This window comes from Aeromicrobium panaciterrae, from assembly GCF_031457275.1.
GTDB lineage: Bacteria > Actinomycetota > Actinomycetes > Propionibacteriales > Nocardioidaceae > Aeromicrobium > Aeromicrobium panaciterrae_A.
On sequence record NZ_JAVDWH010000001.1, the window covers coordinates 463,669 to 482,032 of the forward strand.

Genomic DNA, 18,364 nt, shown 5'->3' on the forward strand with positions numbered 1-18,364 from the left:
CTCGCACGATGCGGCTTCGGCTCATGGAGGCGACGGTCGACTGTCTGGTCGAACTCGGCTGGTCCGGTACGACGACCACGGTCGTCAGCAAGCGCGCGGGAGTCAGCCGCGGCGCCCAGCTGCATCACTTCCCGACCAAGCAGGATCTCGTGGTCGCCGCCGTCGGCCACCTCACCGAGCGACGCCGCGATGACATGCGCCAAGCCGCGGCCGATCTGCCGGAGGCCGGACGCACCCGAGCCGTGTTGGAGATCTTGTCTGCTCAGTTCGTCTCGCCGGTGTTCTTCGCCGCCCTCGAGCTGTGGGTTGCCGCGCGTACGGATGCCGAGCTGCGCGAATCTGTGGCTCCGCTTGAACGCCGCGTCGGCCGTGAGACTCATGCCTACGCTCTCGAGCTCCTCGGAGTCGACGAGTCACGCGGCCACAACCGCGAGGTCATCCAGGCCACCCTCGACCTGCTGCGTGGCCTTGGCCTCGCAGCGTCCCTGTCCGATGACGCGAAACGACGCTCAGTCGTCCTCGACTCATGGGCGATCATCCTCGACCAACAGCTGGAGCTCGCATGACGATTCTCGACCAGGTGCTCACTGACCTCGAAGCCGAGAGTGCCCAGCTCGACAGCTGGGTGTCTGTGCTCGACGCGGCTGGCTGGGAGACCATCACCACGCCTGAAGGCTGGACCGTCACGCATCAGATCGGTCACCTTCACTGGACCGACCTGGCATCGCACATGGCGATCACCGACGAGGCGGCCTTCGCCGAGAACCTCAAGGAAGCTGCCAAGAACCCGACAGGCTTCGTCGACCTGGGCGCCGAAGAGATGGCCCTGACGCCGCCAGCCGAGCTTCTGACGCTCTGGCGAGAAGGTCGTACGGCGCTGCAGGCTGCGCTTCGCGGCGTGCCCGATGGTGAGCGGATCCCTTGGTACGGCCCGCCGATGAGCCCGGTCTCGATGGTCACGGCACGCCTGATGGAGACGTGGGCGCACTCGCATGACGTCGCTGAGGCGCTCGGCATCGAAGTGCCCAAGACTTCGCGGGCCAAGCACGTGGCGCACATCGGCGTACGAGCCCGCGGGTTCGCGTACATGATGCGCGGCGAAGAGATCCCCGAAGGGGAAGTACGCGTTGAGCTCACCGGTCCCGATGGCGATCTCTGGACCTGGGGTCCAGAGGATGCGCCGGAGAGGGTCACCGGCAACGGCTACGACTTCGCGCTACTGGTCTCTCGTCGGCGCCACCGTGACGACGTCGATGTACGAGCAATCGGCGAGAACGCTGAGCACTGGCTGACGATCGCGCAGGCGTTCGCGGGCCTGCCCGGAAACGACCCCCAACGATTGGCTGACCGATGAGCACGATCCGCGTTGGCAATTGTTCTGGCTATTACGGCGACCGCCTCTCGGCGATGCGCGAAATGCTCGAGGGCGGTGACCTGGACTACCTCACGGGTGACTACCTCGCCGAGCTGACGATGCTGATCCTTGGCCGCGACCGGATGAAGGACGCGTCGCTCGGATACGCCAAGACCTTCGTCAAGCAGATGACGGACTCGATGGCTCTGGCCAAGGATCTCGGCGTCAAGATCGTCGCCAACGCTGGCGGTCTCAACCCGGCAGGTCTCGCCCAGGCGCTGCGCACGATCGCCGCTGAGCAGGGACTCACCATCTCGATCGCTCATGTTGAAGGTGACGATCTGGTTGGCCGTGCAGAAGAACTCAACTTCGGTAGCGTCATGACGGCGAATGCGTATCTCGGTGCATTCGGCATTGCGTCGGCGCTGGAGGGAGGCGCCGACGTTGTGGTGACCGGCCGCGTCACGGATGCCTCCGTCGTGGTCGGACCAGCGATTGCCTCGTTCGGCTGGGGTCGTGAGGACTACGACGCACTGGCCGGCGCGGTCGTCGCGGGGCATGTCATCGAATGCGGCACCCAGGCAACAGGCGGCAACTTCTCGGGCTTCGGCACGATCGACACCTCCCGCCCGCTGGGCTTCCCGATCGCTGAGATCTCGGACGACGGATCGGTCGTCATCACCAAGCACGAGGGCACTGGCGGGGCAGTGACTGTCGACACTGTCACGGCCCAGCTCGTCTACGAGGTCGGCGGGCCCGCGTACCTCGGTCCCGACGTGAGCTCGCGGCTCGACACGATGACGCTGACCCAGCAAAGTCCGGACCGGGTCGCGATCGCCGGCGTCACCGGCGAGGCACCGCCCGAGATGACGAAGGTCTGCCTCAACACGATCGGCGGATTCCGCAACAGCGTCGAGTTCCTGCTCACCGGTCTCGACATCCCTCAGAAGGCCGCCCTGATCCAAACGCAGATGAACCAGGCGTTGGCGGTCTCGCCTCCCGACTCAATCGAGTGGCAGCTTGACCGTACGGATGTGCCAGATCCCGCGACCGAAGCGGCGGCCACCTCGTTGCTGCGTTGTCACGTGAAGAGCGCTCAGGCCGAGCCGGTCGGACGCGCGTTCAGCGACGCAGCTATCCAACTGGCACTTGCGTCGTACCCCGGCTTCAGCGTCACTCGTCCACCTGCAGCCGGAACGCCGTTCGGCATCTATCGCGCGGCGTACGTCCCGCAGGATCGTGTGCCGCACATCGTCAAGCACGCAGACGGGAGGAGCGAGGACATCGCCCCGCCGTCGCGAGTGGCTCCGATTCTCGACGCATCGCCGCAACGAGAGCCCGCAGCGCCTGAGCCCACCGAAGAGTGGCTCGGCGAGGTGGTCCGTGCCCCGCTCGGCCGCCTCGCGTACGCCCGCTCCGGCGACAAGGGTGGTGACGCCAACGTCGGCGTCTGGATTCCCGCGGATCACCCAGACGCACAGTGCGCGTACGAATGGCTGGTCGGATTCCTCGACGAGGCGACAGTGCGCGAGCTCTTGCCCGAGGCCGCGGCGCTCAAGCTCGAGATCCACCCGCTACCCAACCTGCGAGCTGTGAACATCGTGATCCACGGTCTGCTTGGTGAGGGTGTCGCGTCATCGACCCGCCTTGACCCTCAAGCCAAAGGGCTCGGTGAGTGGCTGCGTGCCCGCGACTGTGCGATTCCCTCCAGGCTCGTGCCCGACGCACTCGTGGCAGGTGTCCTGTGAGCACGCTTTGGGATACGGCGGAGCGTACAGCGCTGCGTGAGATGGTCACCTCCTTCACCGAGAAGGAGCTCGTACCGCACCTCCCTGCATGGGAAGACGCCGGCGAGGTTCCGCGCGACGTGCATGCCAAGGCGGCTTCGGCCGGACTGCTCGGCGTTGCCTTCCCGTCCGAGGTGGGCGGCCAGGGCGGCGACCTGATCGACGGCTCGACCGTCACCGAGTCGCTGATTCAGGCCGGTGGTTCGTCGGGACTCATCGCTGCGCTGTTCACCCACGGCATCTCACTGCCGCACATCGTGGCGTCGGGCAATGCCGACCTGATCGATCGCTACGTACGTCCGACGCTTGCCGGCGAGATGATCGGGTCGCTCGGCATCACCGAGCCCGGCGGCGGTTCTGATGTCGCCAACATTCGTACGAAGGCAGTACGCGACGGTGACGACTACGTGGTCAACGGCGCCAAAACCTTCATCACCTCCGGCGTGCGCGCCGACTTCGTGACGACGGCAGTTCGCACCGGCGGCGAAGGGTATGCGGGCATCAGCCTGCTCGTCATCGACAAGGGGCTGCCCGGCTTCACCGTCGCCCGGCCGCTGCGCAAGATGGGCTGGCACTGCTCGGACACCGCCGAGCTGAGCTTCGACAACGTACGCGTGCCCGCGAGCCAGGTTGTCGGTGAGGCCGATGGCGGTTTCGTGCTGGTCATGCAGCAGTTCGTCAGCGAGCGCCTCGGCCTTGCCGTGCAGGGCTATGCGACCGCGCAGCGTGCACTCGACCTCGCCGTTGCGTACGCCCGCGAGCGCGAAACGTTCGGCAAGCCACTCATCACGCGACAGGTCATCCGCCACAAGCTCGTCGAGATGCATCGCCGTACGTCGGCCGCTCGGGCACTGACTCGTCAGGCCATCGAGCGCGCGGTCGACGGTGACCCTTCGACAGGCTCAGGGGGCGGGGGGACGGCGATCATCCTCGATGCCGTGATGGCCAAGAACCAGTCGGTCGAAGCGTGCGAGTGGGTCGTCTCCGAAGCCGTACAGATCTTCGGCGGCATGGGCTACATGCGCGAGTCCGAGATCGACCGGCACTACCGCGATGCCCGCATCCTCGGCATCGGCGGCGGCGCCACCGAAGTCCTGAACGACCTGGCCGCGAAACTCCTGGGGTACTGATGCCAAAAACGACAGTCGACACCACGACCGAGACGTATGCGGGCAACCGCGAGTCGATGCTGGAGCGCATCGACGACCTCGAGGTACAGCACGCCAAGGCCCTCGAGGCGGGTGGAGAGCGCCACATCCAGCGGCACCGCGATCGCGGCAAGCTGACCGCACGTGAGCGCATTGAGTTGCTGCTCGATCCCGACTCGCCATTCCTCGAGCTGTCGACCCTCGCGGCCTGGGGCACCGACTTCGCCGTCGGCGCATCGATTGTCACCGGAATTGGCGTCGTCGAAGGCGTCGAGTGCATGATCATCGCCAACGACCCCACGGTGAAGGGTGGCGCGTCCAACCCGAGCACGCTGCGCAAGGGTCACCGCGCGTCGCAGATCGCACAGGAGTGCGGCCTGCCCAGCATCAACCTGGTCGAGTCCGGTGGCGCCGACCTCCCGACGCAGAAGGACATCTTCATCCCGGGTGGCCGCTCATTCCGCGACATCACCCGCGCGAGCGCGGCTCGTCGCCCGACGGTGGCGCTGGTGTTCGGCAACTCGACGGCCGGTGGCGCGTACATCCCGGGCATGAGCGACTACGTCGTCATGGTCAAGGAAGGCGCCAAGGTCTTCCTCGCCGGGCCGCCTCTGGTCAAGATGGCGACTGGCGAAGAGTCCACGGACGAAGAGCTCGGTGGCGCCGAGATGCATGCGCGCCAGTCCGGCCTTGCCGACTATCTGGCCGTCGACGAGCGCGATGCGATCCGCATCGGCCGCTCGATCATCAAGCACATCAACTGGACCAAGAAGGGCTTCGTGCCCGAGCCGACGTACGCCGAGCCGGTCTTCGATCCCGAAGAGCTGCTGGGCATCGTGCCGACCGATCTGAAGATCCCGTTCGATCCGCGCGAGGTCATCGCCCGTCTGGTCGACGGCAGCGAGTTCGACGAGTTCAAGCCGTTGTACGGATCGTCGCTGGTCACCGGCTTCGCCCAGCTCCACGGCTACCCGATCGGCATCCTCGCCAACGCGCAGGGCGTGCTGTTCAGCCAGGAAGCTCAGAAGGCGACGCAGTTCATCCAGCTCGCCAACCAGACGGACACTCCTCTGTTGTTCCTGCACAACACAACCGGCTACATGGTCGGTGCGGAGTACGAGCAGGGCGGCATCATCAAGCACGGCGCACAGATGATCAACGCCGTCTCCAACTCCAAGGTCCCGCACATCTCGGTCGTGATCGGCGCCTCGTACGGAGCTGGTCACTACGGCATGAGCGGTCGTGCGTACGACCCGCGCTTCATGTTCAGCTGGGTCAACGCGAAGTCGGCGGTGATGGGAGCGACTCAGCTCGCCGGCGTCATCTCGATCGTCGCTCGCGGTGCTGCCGAGTCGAAGGGCCAGGCGTACGACGAAGAGGCCGACAAGCAGATGCGCGCCTTCATCGAGCAGCAGATCGAGGAGCAGTCACTGGCGTACTTCACGTCCGGGATGCTCTACGACGACGGGGTGATCGATCCGCGGGACACCCGCTCGATCCTCGGCATCTGCCTCAGCGCCATCAACACCGTGCCCACCAAGGGTGCCGAAGGCTACGGAGTGTTCCGCGTATGAGCGCCTCGATCTCATCTGTTCTCGTCGCCAATCGCGGTGAGATCGCGCGCCGGGTGTTCAGCACTTGCCGCGACCTCGGCATCCGTACGGTCGCGGTCTACTCCGACGCTGACGCCGGTGCGCCCTTCGTGGGTGACGCCGACGTCGCGGTACGTCTGCCCGGCAACGCGCCGTCGGACACCTATCTCCGTGGTGACCTCGTCATCGCCGCCGCACTCAAGGCTGGCGCCGATGCGATCCACCCCGGCTACGGCTTCCTCTCCGAGAACGCGGCCTTTGCCCGCGACGTCGCCAAGGCAGGTCTGACCTGGATCGGTCCTGCACCGGACACGATCGACTCGATGGGCGACAAGATCCGCGCCAAGGAGCTGATGGACAAGGCCGGTGTGCCGATCCTCAGCGTCGACATTGAAGCGGTCAAGAAGTCGGCCAAAAAGGATTGGAATGGTCCGCTGCTGGTCAAGGCCTCGGCGGGCGGTGGCGGTCGCGGTATGCGCATCGTCTCGAACGCCAAGGACCTCGAAGGCGAGCTCACCGCTGCTGGCGCCGAGGCGCTCTCGGCGTTCGGCGATGCCACGGTGTTCGTTGAGCCCTACTTGCCGACCGCTCGTCACATCGAAGTCCAGGTCATGGCCGACACTTACGGCACCTGCTGGATCGTCGGCGATCGTGACTGCTCGATCCAGCGCCGTCACCAGAAGGTCGTCGAAGAGGCGCCGGCGCCTTCGGTGAGCGACGAAGTCCGCAAGGTTCTGCACGATGCCTCGCGTGCTGCCGTCGAGGCTGTTGGCTATGTCGGCGCAGGCACGGTTGAGTTCCTCGTCGCCGACGCTCACCTGGCGACTGGCAAGGCGTACTTCCTCGAGATGAACACCCGTCTCCAGGTCGAGCACCCTGTCAGCGAAGAAGTGTTCGGTGTCGACCTGGTCGCCCAGCAGATCCTCGTCGCCGAGGGCAAGCAGCTTGCCGCTGAACCCGAGGGCCCGAAGGGTCACGCGATCGAGGTCCGCCTGTACGCCGAAGATCCGGCCGACGACTGGCAGCCGCAGACCGGAACGGTTCGTACGTTCGACGTGCCCGACGGTCCGGGCTTGCGCGTTGACTCCGGGATCGAGAGCGGATCGGTCATTGGCATTCACTACGACGCCATGATCGCCAAGGTCGTCGCGTACGGAGACAACCGCGCTCACGCTGTACGGCTGCTGGGCGACGCGCTTCGCCGCACCCGCCTGCATGGCGTGACGACCAACATCGACCTGCTCCTCGGGATCCTCGGCGACGACGAGTTCCAGGCCGAGCGCGTGCACACAGCACTGCTCGACGAGCGGCTCGCCGACTGGTCCAAGCCAGCCAACGGTGAACGCGCTATACGCAAGGCCGCTCTCGCGGCGGCCGTTGCCGAAGCCGCAAGCAGCACGGCGAATGCCAAGGTGCTGGGCCGAATCCCGACGGCCTACCGCAACGTGCCGAGCCAGGAGCGCACGCGCTCGTACACGGTTGGCACCGAGGAGATCACTGTCTCCTACCGCGGCATCCGTACCGGGCTCGTGCAGTCTGAGCTCGAGGGCGTCACGATCGGCGCGGTCACGTCGACGCGAGTCGTGCTCGACGACGACGGGCTCACCGAGACATACGACGTGGCAGTCGGCGTTGGATGGGTCGACGTTGACGGTCCGGGTGGATCGTTCGACTTCACACCGATCCCGGAGTTCGTGGATCCGGCGGATGTCATCGCCGAAGGCTCCCTGCTCGCCCCGATGCCGGCCGCGGTCATGAGCGTCGCGGTCACCGAAGGACAACACGTCACCAAGGGCGACATTGTCGTCGTCCTTGAAGCCATGAAGATGCAGCACACCATCACGGCGCCGTACGACGGCGTCGTCACCGAGCTGTCGGCCACCGCCGGCGCGCAAGTCGAATCTGGCGCCGTACTGGCAGTCATTGAAGGAGAAGCAGAATGAACAACTTCACCGAGACCGAAGAGCGCCTCGCGCTTCGCAAGGCAGTCTCTGACCTGGGCAAGAAGTTCGGGCGCGACTACTTCGAGCAGGCCGCCAAGCACGGTCGCAAGACGACGGAGCTGTGGGAGGAAGCCGGTAAGCTCGGCTACCTCGGCGTCGCCGTACCCGAGGAGTTCGGTGGCGGTGGAGGAGACATCGGCGACCTGGCTGCCGTGTGTGAGGAGCTTGCCGCCGCAGGTAGCCCACTGTTGCTGATGGTCGTCTCGCCGGCAATCGTCGGCACGATCATCGCCCAGTTCGGAACCCAGGAGCAGAAGGAGCGTTGGCTGCCCGGCCTCGCTGACGGCACCTCGACGTTCGCGTTCGGCATCACCGAACCGGACGCTGGATCCAACTCACACAAGATCATCACGACGGCCTACCGGACCGACGATGGCGGATGGCGCCTCACCGGCACCAAGACGTACATCTCCGGCGTCGACGAGGCCAGCCACGTGCTGGTCGTCGCGCGTACGGAGGATGCCAAGACCGGCAACCTCAAGCCCGCGTTGTTCCTAGTACCTGTCGACTCGAAGGGGTTCACGCACCAGGAGATCGACATGGGCCTGACCTCGCCCGAGAAGCAGTTCACGCTGTTCTTCGACGACGTGCTGCTGCCTGCTGACACGTTGATCGGCAGTGAGGACGCCGGTATCGACCAGCTCTTCGCAGGCCTCAACCCCGAGCGCATCATGGGAGCCTCGTTCGCCACCGGCACCGCGCGCCTCGCGCTGGCCAAGGCCACGGAGTACGCCAAGGACCGCCAGGTCTGGAAGGCGCCGATCGGCTCGCACCAGGCAATCGCCCACCCGCTCGCCGAGTCGTACATCGAGATCGAAATGGCTCGCCTGATGACGCAGAAGGCCGCGGCGTTGTACGTCGCGGGTGACTTCATGGCTGCTGGCGAAGCGGCCAACATGGCGAAGTACGCAGCTGGTGAGGCTGTCTGCAATGTCGTCGACCGTGCCATCCAGACGCACGGTGGCAACGGTCTGGCCAACGAGTACGGTCTGGTGCAGATGCTGGCTGGTTCGCGCCTGTCGCGCATCGCGCCGGTGAGCAAGGAGATGGTGCTCAACTTCATCGCCCAGTTCTCGCTCGGCCTGCCGAAGTCCTACTAGGAGCACCATGACTGAGCTCGTACACCTCGAAGTTGCCGACCAGGTTGCCACGATCACGCTGGACAGCGACCACAATCGCAATGCGCTGAGCAAGCAGCTCGTCACCGAGCTCACGACTCATCTGGCGACGGCCGGGAGTGACGCTGCAGTCAAGGCCGTCCTCATCCGGTCGGCCGGCACGGTGTTCTGCTCTGGCGCTGACCTTTCGGAGGCTTCTGCCGACGGAATGGTCGAGGGCGCGAAGGGCATGGTCGCAATGCAGCGCCAGATCGCGACGCTCGACAAGCCAGTGGTCGTTGAGCTTGGAGGTCCCGTACGCGCTGGTGGCCTCGGCATCGTCGGCGCTGCCGACATCGTGATCGCTGGAGAGTCGGTCACGTTCCAGCTGACCGAAGTACGTCTCGGACTCGCGGCTGCGGTCATCTCGCTATCGCTGCTGCCTCGGTTCACTGACCGGGCCGCTGCCGATCTGTTCCTGACGGCGCGTAAGTTCGATGCCGCAGAAGCCGCTCAGGTCGGGCTCATCACCCGTGCGGTGGCAGACGCCGAACTCCAGGGTGATGTCGCACGCGTACTGGGCGACCTGGTCAAGGGCTACCCGCAGGGTCTGCGGGAGTCCAAGAAGCTCCTCAATCACGATCTGGTCGCCCGCATCGACGCACTCGGCGATCAGGTTGCAGCGCAGTCGGCTGCTCTGTTCGGCAGTGACGAGGCACGCGAGGCAATGACTGCGTTTCTCAGCAAGAAGTAGCCGCCTTAGCGTGGTGTCCGCCACCTGAGAGCCGCCTGCGGAATAGATCACCCACCGCCTAGACTTATGAGTTCGACAAACGGCAAAAGGGGCTGGGGTGACGACACACAGCGCTGAGCACATTGCTCAGCAAGAAGTCGCTGCCGAGCAGGCCTACGTCGACAACGTCTACGAGCGGCTCGAAGCGTCGGGCCAGATGGCTCAGGCGCTCGTCGCCGAGGGCTACGCACGCGGCCACATTGGGCACGAAGGTGGCCTCGTCGAGCGCGACGCCATGGTCTTCCAGGCGTCCAAGCGCATCGCTGCGCTCAATGCCGCCCATGACGGACTCGTGTTCGGTCGCCTCAACCTTCTCGATGGAGAGTCGCGCTACATCGGCCGCATCGGCGTACGCGACGAGAACCGTGACGTCATCGTCGTCGACTGGCGCGCACCTGCCGCTGCCGTTTTCTATCAAGCCACCGCTCAGGACCCGGCCGGCGTCATTCGCCGTCGCGTGCTGCGTTGCTCGGGCGAAAAGGTCATCGGCGTTGAAGATGATCTGCTGGATGCCGAGAACGCTGCGGACGATCTGGTCATCGTCGGCGAAGGTGCACTCCTTGCCAGCCTGAGCCGCGCTCGCGACAGCTCGATGCACTCGGTCGTCGCCACGATCCAGAAGGAGCAGGACGAAGCGATCCGCGCTCCGAGCCGTGGCGCCACGACGATTGGTGGCGGCCCGGGCACGGGCAAGACCGTCGTCGCGCTGCACCGCGCTGCGTACCTGCTCTATACCGACCGCCGCCGATTCGAGTCCGGTGGCGTGCTCGTCGTTGGCCCGTCGTCAGTCTTCATGAACTACATCGAACGCGTCCTGCCGAGCCTCGGCGAGACCAGCGTGACGCTGCGATCGCTCGGTGAAGTTGTCGACGGTCTGCGCGCCGATCGTCACGACGAGCCGGTGGCTGCTGCCGCCAAGGGTTCCTCTCGTATGACTGCGTTCATCGGTCGAGCCGCCGCTGCGCCGCTGCCGGGAGCGCCGACCGAGTTCCGCTTCTTCTACAAGGACGACGTCCTACGCCTCGAGGCTTCCGATCTCGACCGCATCCGCCGCCACCTGCTGTCTGGCGGCAAGCGCAACCGCGCGTACGACAAGGCTCCCGCGGCTCTCGTTGACGCGCTGTGGCGCCAGGTCGCGGGTGAACGAGCACTGGAGAAGGGTGAAGCCGAGTTCGTCGAGATCGTGACGACCGACGACCGATTTGTCTCGTTCGTCGAGGACTGGTGGCCGCCGGTTGACCCGATCGAGGTCTGGCGCACGCTGCCGGACGTCATCGACTCGCTCGGCCGCGGCGCATTCTCGGCCGAAGAACTGAAGGCACTCAAGGCGTCGTGGGCGATTGGCGAGCCCAGTATCGAGGACATCCCGCTGATCGATGAGCTCCGCTACGTCATTGGCGAAATCCCTGACACCAACGACAACGACGATGACGGCCCCAAGCAGCTGATGAGCTTTGAGCGCCAGGAGCGCGAAGCGCGCGATGACCGTTATCGCGCAACCCGCAGCATCGAGGACGACGGTTTCGCTCACGTGCTCGTTGACGAGGCGCAGGACCTGTCGCCGATGCAGTGGCGCATGCTCGGCCGCCGTGGCCGTCACGCGAGCTGGACGATCGTTGGCGACCAGGCGCAGTCGTCCTGGCCGCACCCGCGTGAGTCCGAAGCGGCTCGCAAGGCAGCGCTCGAGGGCAAGCCTGAGCACGCATTCCGGCTCTCGACCAACTACCGCAACTCGGCGGAGATCTACGATCTCGCCGCCAAGGTCGCCGTGATTGGCGTCAAGGACCCTGACCTGGCCGATGCAGTTCGCCGTACGGGAGATCTGCCCCAGCACCACGTCGTCAGTGCGTCTGAGCTCACCGCACAGCTGCGTACGAGCATCGGCGACATCCTGGAGCGCGTTGAAGGCACGGTTGCCGTGGTGGCTTCGCGCGCCGACTTGGAGCGACTCGAGGGCGAGCTCGCAGACCTGATTGAGGAGAACTCGGGACGCTTGCGCCTCCTCGACGGACTCGACACCAAGGGTCTTGAGTTCGACGGAGTTGTCGTTGCCGAGCCCGACGCGATCACCGATGAGTCGACGGCCGGATGGCGCACCCTGTACGTCGTGCTGACTCGCGCCACGCAACTCCTCACGACGGTCGGCACGACCGACCGCTGGCGAGAGCGGATCGTCTGACCCGCACTCTCAAGGTCCTGCTTCTGGCGCTGCTTGCAATCAGCGTCGCGCTACCGACTGCGTACACGACGTTCATCCACAGCGAGCGCTCGATCATCATCGGCGCGCACGAAGCGACGGTGCATCCAGACTTCAGCAACTACGCGCGCATCGATTTTGGTGCGGTGCTCCCGCAGGTCCGACTGCCGGCAGAGGCTCCTCTCGGGATCGGCGTCGACATACGGCTCGGGGACAGCGAGGTCTCTGACCTCAACAAGCTCGTGGCCCGCGACGCGGTCATCGCATCCCAACCCCAGGGTGAGATCGCGGCCGTACGGTCGCAGGTCGTCTCGATGGCGATTGATGCGGCACTTCGTGGGCTGGGTGTCGCACTGCTGGCGTTGCTCATCGCAATCTTGGGTTGGAAGGCGATTGGTCGGAGACGGCGCCGTGCGCTCTGGGCAGCAGCACGCCATCCCAATCGAGGTCAGAAGATCGGAGCTGCGTCCGTCGCGGTCCTGACGATGGTCGCGCTCGCGCTCGTCGCCACGCCTGAGCGACCCAGGTCCGAGGACATCGCCTGGGTGCCTATCGGCACGATCTTCCCGCTCCTGCCAGCCGACCCGGTGCTCGATCATGTCGAGATCGCCGAAGGCGCCTCCACGAGTGGCAGCAAGGCGATCGTAGAAGGCGCTTTGTCGACATATCGGGACTCGGTGTCGTTCTACGGCAAGCTCGCGGAGCAGGCCGAGTCGGTCACCGTACGTACGCCGCTCAAGGGCGAGACCACGGCACTGGTCGTGACCGATCGCCACGACAACATCGGCATGGACCCCGTTGCGCGTGCGATTGCCGACCGGGCCCAGGCCACGATGCTGATCGATCTCGGCGACGACACGTCGAGCGGTCAGGCTTGGGAGACGTTCAGCCTCAACTCGCTTGCGCGAGAGTTCCGTGGCTTCGAGATTGTGTCGGTTGCCGGCAATCACGACACCGGACCGACCGTCAGCAAGCAGATGAAGGACAAGGACTTCGCCGTTCTTGATGGCAAGCCGATCACGGTCGACGGCGTACGGTTCCTCGGCAGCAGCGACCCACGAAGCTCGGGGCTGACTGCCGGATACAACGGCAACGAGTCCGACAACATCGCCGCCATCAAGTCGCAGGACACTGAGCTCACGGCCTCGGCGTGTGACGACGGTGGCGTCAACGTCATCGCTGTGCACAGCCCGTCCTCGGCCAAGCAGGCTGCTGCCTCCGGCTGTGCCGATCTTGTGCTCTCGGGTCACCTGCATCGGCAGGTCGGTCCGACCGTGGTCGCCGGTACGAACGGCCGCTCGACGACAACGCTGTCCACCGGTTCTACGGGTGGAGCGGTTTACGCCTTCGCGTTGGGGAGCAAGCTCCGCCGCAGCGCGCAGGTCACGATTGTCACGTTCGACGACGGAGTCCCGGTCGGCCTCCAGCCGGTGACGTTCGAGCCTGGCGGCATCATCACCGTCGCGGACTACGCGCCGATCAACGCTTCACCTCGCGCTACTCAGGAATGACCCTCTGTAGGGCTACATTCAAAATATGAACGGATTTGGCACGTTCGAGGTCGCTCTTCTTGGGTTGCTGGCAATCCCGGCAGTCCTCGTGGTGTGGAGCATGTGGGCCACCGGCGCATTCCGCAAGGTGCCGCACTAGCCGCAGCGAGCGACGATCAGTGTGGCGTATGCGCGAGCGCACGCCACGACTTCCTCGATCAGTACGTTCTCGTCGATCGCGTGGGCGTCGATGATGTGGCCGGGTCCGTACTGCAGCGTCGGTATGCCGGCCGCCGCGTACTGACGAAGATCCGAGCCGTACGGTGCGCCGACGAGCTGAGGAGTTTGCGCACCACTTGCGGTGACGGCTGCTGCGACCTCTGCACCGAATGGATGCTCGTGCGGGAGGGTTCCTGCGGCGAAGTGTCCGCCCGGCCAGGTGACTGTCGGTGGGTTTTCGGTGAGCCATTCGTTCTCAACGGCTGCGATGGCCTGCTCGAAGCTTCGTTTGGCGTCCGCGAATGACTCACCGGGCATCACGCCGTACCGACCTTCCGCCACCAATTGATCGGGCACGGTGCTGGCCCAGTCGCCAGCGTGCAGAATGCCGATGCTGATGGGCCACGGCAGATCTCCGAACGGTGCCGGCGGTGCCGCATTGCGTACGGTCTCGAGCTCGCGGAGCGCGCGGTTGAGAACCTCGAATGAGTCGATCGCACTACGCCCGGCCGCACGCATCGAGCCGTGGGTCGACCGTCCCTGAACCTCGATCCGGAACGTCAAGGAGCCGGCATTGGCGGACACGATCTGTCTGTCGGTGGGCTCGGCGATGACACAGGCCTCACCGATGTGACCGCGACGAAGTGTGGCGAACGTCCCCAGTCCGCCATCCTCTTCGCCGATGACGGTGTGGACCGCGTACGGCTTGGCGAGCTTCAGGTCGCTGACCGCTCGAGCGGCGGCGATGATCGCGATGACCCCGCCCTTCATGTCGCACACGCCGCGCCCGTACCAACGACCCGCTTCCTCACGGATCAGCCACGGATCGCCGCTGGTCCACGACTCGGCTTCGCCTGGCGGTACGACATCGACGTGGCCGTTAAGAATGAGCGCGGGGGTGCCCGAGCCCGAGACCCCGACGACCCCCCAGGCTTCCTCGCGCTCAACTTCTTCGCCGGGGTAGTCGGCGTCAGCGCGCAACGCGTCGAGGTCCAGCTTCCACTGGTCGACCTCAAGTCCAAGACCGGTCAACGTCGCAGCGCACCAGCGCTGTGCGGTGATCTCTGCATCTGAGCCGCCGACGCTCGGAATGTTGACGAGCTGGGCCAGATCGCGCCTGATCAGATCGACGTCGATGTCCATGCCGCCAGCATGGCACCAGCCTCACAACTGCCGCCGATAGGATCGACCCCTATGACCGAGCTCGACGATCTCCTCGCGCAGCCGGCGTTCGCACTCATCAGGGTGCGCGACGCCGACACGGTCACGCTCGTTGGCGGTACGCGAACCGATCTCGACTCGCTCGCAGACATCCCTGCAGTTCCGGGCTCCGGCGAGGGGTGGGACCACTTGGTGCTGGTGCCATTCGCGCAGGTACGTGAGCGAGGATTCGAAGCGCACCAGGACGGGACGCCGCTGACGTCGATCGCGGTCGACTTCTCAGCCGAGGTCCCGATCTCCGACCTGTTGCCGTCGCTGCCCGATCTGCCGATCGAGTTCGCAGATCGTGGCGGGTTCGAGACCAGCGATGACGACTACGCCGCGGTCGTGCGCCAGATCATCGATGACGAGATCGGCCAGGGCGAAGGTGCCAACCTGGTGATCGGCCGGCACTTCCGCGCGCAGGTCTCCGACTGGGGTCACGAGCGCGCACTTACGGTGTTCCGCCGCCTGCTCGAGCGCGAGCGCGGTGCGTTCTGGACATTCCTGATTTTCACCGGCGACCGCTACCTGATCGGTGCGAGCCCCGAGCGCCATGTCAGCGTCGAGGCTGGCCAGGTCCGGATGAACCCGATCAGCGGCACCTTCCGTATGCGCGGTCTCGAGACGCATGCCGACAAGAAACGTGAGCTCCTCTCCTTCCTCAAGGACGAGAAGGAGATCTACGAGCTGTTCATGGTCGTCGACGAAGAGCTCAAGATGATGTGCGACATCTGCCACGAGGGCGGACTCGTTCTGGGTCCGTACCTCAAGCCGATGACGCACCTTGTGCACACCGAGTACCTCCTCGCCGGACGCACCCACCGCACGGTCAACGAGGTGCTGCGTGACTCGATGTTCGCTGCCACCGTCACCGGCAGCCCGGTCGAGAACGCCTGCCGGCTGATCAAGCAGTACGAAGCGGAGGGGCGTGGCTACTACGCCGCCGTCGCCGCCCTGATCGGCCGCGATGCCGATGGGATGCCGCGCGCCGATGCCCCGATCCTGATTCGTACGGCGGACGTCGATCTCGACGGCAACCTCAAGGTCACCGCGGGAGCGACGCTCGTACGCGACTCCGATCCGATGTACGAGACCAAGGAGACCTGGGCCAAGGCTTCGGGCATCCTCAGCGCGTTTGGACTCGTCGACGCTGCGCCCGAACCGGTCGAAGGCTTCGACGCGTTCACCCGCGAGGACGACGTCATCATCGCTCTCGGTTCGCGCAACCAGCGACTCAGCCAGTTCTGGCTCACCGACCAGTCCGGTGCCGCCCCAGTCCCCTCTCTTGTCGGCAAGCGAGTCGTGATCGTCGACGGCGAGGACGACTTCGTCAACATGCTGTCGCACGTGTTTGGCGTACTCGGTATGACAACTGACATCGTTCGCCACGACGCCTACGCGGATGGTGATCTTGATGGCTACGACCTCGTCGTTGTTGGTCCTGGTCCCGGCGATCCGCGAGAGATCGACGATCCCAAGATGGCGGTCATGCACGGCGTCGTCGCTGGACTGCTCGAGACGAAGCGACCGTTCCTCGCCGTCTGTCTTGGCCACCAGGCACTGAGCTATCAGCTCGGCCTTGACCTCGCTTTCAAGGACATCGTCTTCCAGGGCACCCAGAGCAAGCTGCAGGTGCTGGAGCGCCCGGAGGTCGTGGGCTTCTACAACACCTTTGTTTCCCGGGTTCCTGCTGGCGGACTGCCTGATGGCGTCACGGTCGAGACCGATCCCGAGTCAGGCGACATTCATCTGCTCGCCGGCCCGCACTTTCGAGGCGTGCAGTTCCACGCCGAGTCGATTCTGACTCAGAACGGCTTCGGCATCTTGCGAGACCTGGTCACCGACCTCATCGGATGAAGACGATCGGCCTGCTCGGCGGCATGAGCTGGGAGAGCACGGCTGAGTACTACCGACTGGCCAACGAGCTCGTACGTGATCAGCTCGGCGGTCTGCACTCCGCGAAGATCCTGATGAACTCTGTCGACTTCGCCGAGATCGAGGCGATGCAAGTCGAAGGACGCTGGGACGATGCTGGTGCATTGCTGGCCGAGGCTGCCGAGCGTCTGCAGGGTGCAGGTGCGGATCTGATCGTGCTGTGCACCAACACGATGCACAAGGTTGCGGCTCCGATCGAGGCAGCCGTGTCCGTACCGTTCGTCCACCTCGGCGACACCACGGCCGAGGCGGTCAAGGCTGCCGGGATCACCAAGGTCGGCCTGCTCGGCACCATCTTCACGATGGAGCAGGACTTCTACGTCGACCGGCTCAAGCAGCACGGGCTCGAAGTTGTGCTGCCCGGTAGCGAGGATCGCCAGCGCGTCAGCGCGATCATCTATGACGAGCTGTGCCTCGGAGTCGTACGCGATGAGTCGCGAGGGTTCTATCTCGATGCCATCGGCCGATTGTTGGCCGACGGGGCAGAGGGCGTGATTCTCGGCTGCACCGAGATCGAGCTGCTCGTCGATCAGTCTCATGTGACGGCGCCGGTGTTCCCGACGACGCTGCTACACGTGCAGGCAGCCGTCAGACTTGCCCTGGCGTAGGCGCCGGCTCGACAACGACTGCCGTACGACGCTTGAGGCGAGTGATGGTCACGCCCAGCAGGCACAGGCCGCCGCCGATGAACGCGAGGGCTGTCGGGATCTCGCCGAGGTAGGCCCAGGAGATCAGCGTCGCCACGGCTGGGACCAGATAGGTGGTCGACGCGACCTGTCCTGCCGTGAGCCGCTTGAGTGCGTAGGCCCAGGTGCTGAAGCCGATGGCGGTCGGGAAGATGCCAAGGAACACCAACCAACCGATGTCGCCGGCCGATGCCTCGCCGAGCTCGTCGATCAACTGAGGCGCAAAGGGGAGGCACACGACGGTGCCGACCAGGCACGCGAGCCACACCGACATCACAGGTGACGTGTCGCGGAGCGCGACCTTCTGGCTGAGTGTGCCGATCGCGTAGCAAACTGCCGCGACGAGGCACAGCACGACACCGACCGTGCTGGCAGTCTCGACCGACGAGTTGCGTGTGCTGATCGCGATCAGTGCGATGCCGGCGAACGCCACGGCCATGCCGATGATGAGGGGCTTGGGGAAGCCCTCCTTGAAGATGACTCCGGCGATCAGGGCAATCAGGATCGGCCCGATGTTGACGATCAGCGCGGTGGTGCCGGCGTCGAGGTCTTGCTCGGCGGCATTGAGGGCGACGTTGTAGGCACCGAACCAGACGACGCCGTACAGGATGATCAGCTGCAGAGACTTGCCCGTCGGCAAGGGCTCACGCTTCGGCCAGGCGATTGCCGTGAGAGCGATCGAGGCGGCGAGGAGTCGTCCGAGAGACAACGATCCCGCCGAGAACGTGTCAGCGATTGCGCGAATGCCAACGAATGCGGACGCCCAGAGGAGGACAGTGACCAGCAGCGCCGGGAGGGAAAGATCGCGGTTCTTCACATATTCACGGTAGTGACCGGCACCGACAGGCACGAGCGATAAT

Annotated in this window: 14 protein-coding genes; 12 read left to right on the forward strand and 2 right to left on the reverse strand. The window is 65.2% G+C overall.

The annotated features are described in order from the left end of the window. Positions 1–8: 8 nt before the first annotated feature. From J2X11_RS02355 to J2X11_RS02400, 10 genes are all read left to right on the forward strand, one after another. Positions 9–566, forward strand: a complete 558-nt coding sequence (locus tag J2X11_RS02355) for a TetR/AcrR family transcriptional regulator (RefSeq protein WP_309966296.1) — start codon at positions 9–11, stop codon at positions 564–566. Beyond that, positions 563–1,354, forward strand: coding sequence for a TIGR03084 family metal-binding protein (locus tag J2X11_RS02360; protein WP_309966300.1), 792 nt, complete (start codon positions 563–565; stop codon positions 1,352–1,354). The genes J2X11_RS02355 and J2X11_RS02360 overlap by 4 nt, the downstream gene beginning before the upstream one ends. Then, the gene (locus J2X11_RS02365) at positions 1,351–3,102 is read left to right on the forward strand and encodes an acyclic terpene utilization AtuA family protein (protein ID WP_309966303.1); all 1,752 of its coding nucleotides are present in this window, start codon (positions 1,351–1,353) and stop codon (positions 3,100–3,102) included. The genes J2X11_RS02360 and J2X11_RS02365 overlap by 4 nt, the downstream gene beginning before the upstream one ends. Next, positions 3,099–4,271 (forward strand): acyl-CoA dehydrogenase family protein, encoded by a 1,173-nt coding sequence (locus J2X11_RS02370; RefSeq protein WP_309966307.1) that lies wholly within the window; start codon positions 3,099–3,101, stop codon positions 4,269–4,271. Before J2X11_RS02365 ends, J2X11_RS02370 begins: the two co-directional genes overlap by 4 nt. After that, entirely contained in the window at positions 4,271–5,863 is a 1,593-nt protein-coding gene (locus J2X11_RS02375; protein WP_309966310.1) for an acyl-CoA carboxylase subunit beta, read from the forward strand. The genes J2X11_RS02370 and J2X11_RS02375 overlap by 1 nt, the downstream gene beginning before the upstream one ends. Next, a complete protein-coding gene (locus J2X11_RS02380; protein ID WP_309966313.1) occupies positions 5,860–7,824 on the forward strand; it encodes an acetyl/propionyl/methylcrotonyl-CoA carboxylase subunit alpha in 1,965 nt (654 codons plus the stop codon). The genes J2X11_RS02375 and J2X11_RS02380 overlap by 4 nt, the downstream gene beginning before the upstream one ends. After that, positions 7,821–8,984: an acyl-CoA dehydrogenase family protein gene (locus J2X11_RS02385; protein ID WP_309966316.1), complete on the forward strand. Its 1,164-nt coding sequence runs from the start codon at positions 7,821–7,823 to the stop codon at positions 8,982–8,984. Before J2X11_RS02380 ends, J2X11_RS02385 begins: the two co-directional genes overlap by 4 nt. 7 nt (positions 8,985–8,991) lie before the next feature. Further along, positions 8,992–9,735: an enoyl-CoA hydratase-related protein gene (locus J2X11_RS02390; protein ID WP_309966319.1), complete on the forward strand. Its 744-nt coding sequence runs from the start codon at positions 8,992–8,994 to the stop codon at positions 9,733–9,735. A 97-nt stretch (positions 9,736–9,832) separates the two neighbouring features. After that, on the forward strand, positions 9,833–11,953 hold the full coding sequence (locus tag J2X11_RS02395; protein ID WP_309966322.1) for a HelD family protein: 2,121 nt from the start codon (positions 9,833–9,835) through the stop codon (positions 11,951–11,953). Next, complete coding sequence (locus J2X11_RS02400; RefSeq protein WP_309966325.1) at positions 11,863–13,482, forward strand: metallophosphoesterase family protein; 1,620 nt, start codon at positions 11,863–11,865, stop codon at positions 13,480–13,482. Before J2X11_RS02395 ends, J2X11_RS02400 begins: the two co-directional genes overlap by 91 nt. Before the next feature lie 135 nt (positions 13,483–13,617). Here the strand turns inward: J2X11_RS02400 and J2X11_RS02405 are convergent, their stop codons facing one another. Further along, positions 13,618–14,823 carry an ArgE/DapE family deacylase gene (locus tag J2X11_RS02405; RefSeq protein WP_309966328.1) on the reverse strand — a complete coding sequence of 402 codons (1,206 nt, stop codon included), beginning with the start codon at positions 14,821–14,823 and terminating at the stop codon, positions 13,618–13,620. A 51-nt stretch (positions 14,824–14,874) separates the two neighbouring features. Between J2X11_RS02405 and J2X11_RS02410 the strand changes: the two genes are divergently transcribed. Together J2X11_RS02410 and J2X11_RS02415 are read left to right on the forward strand one after the other, a co-directional pair. Next, positions 14,875–16,740 (forward strand): anthranilate synthase family protein, encoded by a 1,866-nt coding sequence (locus tag J2X11_RS02410; protein ID WP_309966330.1) that lies wholly within the window; start codon positions 14,875–14,877, stop codon positions 16,738–16,740. Then, positions 16,737–17,426 carry an aspartate/glutamate racemase family protein gene (locus tag J2X11_RS02415; protein WP_309966333.1) on the forward strand — a complete coding sequence of 230 codons (690 nt, stop codon included), beginning with the start codon at positions 16,737–16,739 and terminating at the stop codon, positions 17,424–17,426. Before J2X11_RS02410 ends, J2X11_RS02415 begins: the two co-directional genes overlap by 4 nt. On the opposite strand, the gene J2X11_RS02420 is transcribed toward J2X11_RS02415, so the two are convergent. Then, on the reverse strand, positions 17,407–18,321 hold the full coding sequence (locus tag J2X11_RS02420) for a DMT family transporter (RefSeq protein ID WP_309966337.1): 915 nt from the start codon (positions 18,319–18,321) through the stop codon (positions 17,407–17,409). The genes J2X11_RS02415 and J2X11_RS02420 overlap by 20 nt on opposite strands. Positions 18,322–18,364 lie beyond the last annotated feature (43 nt).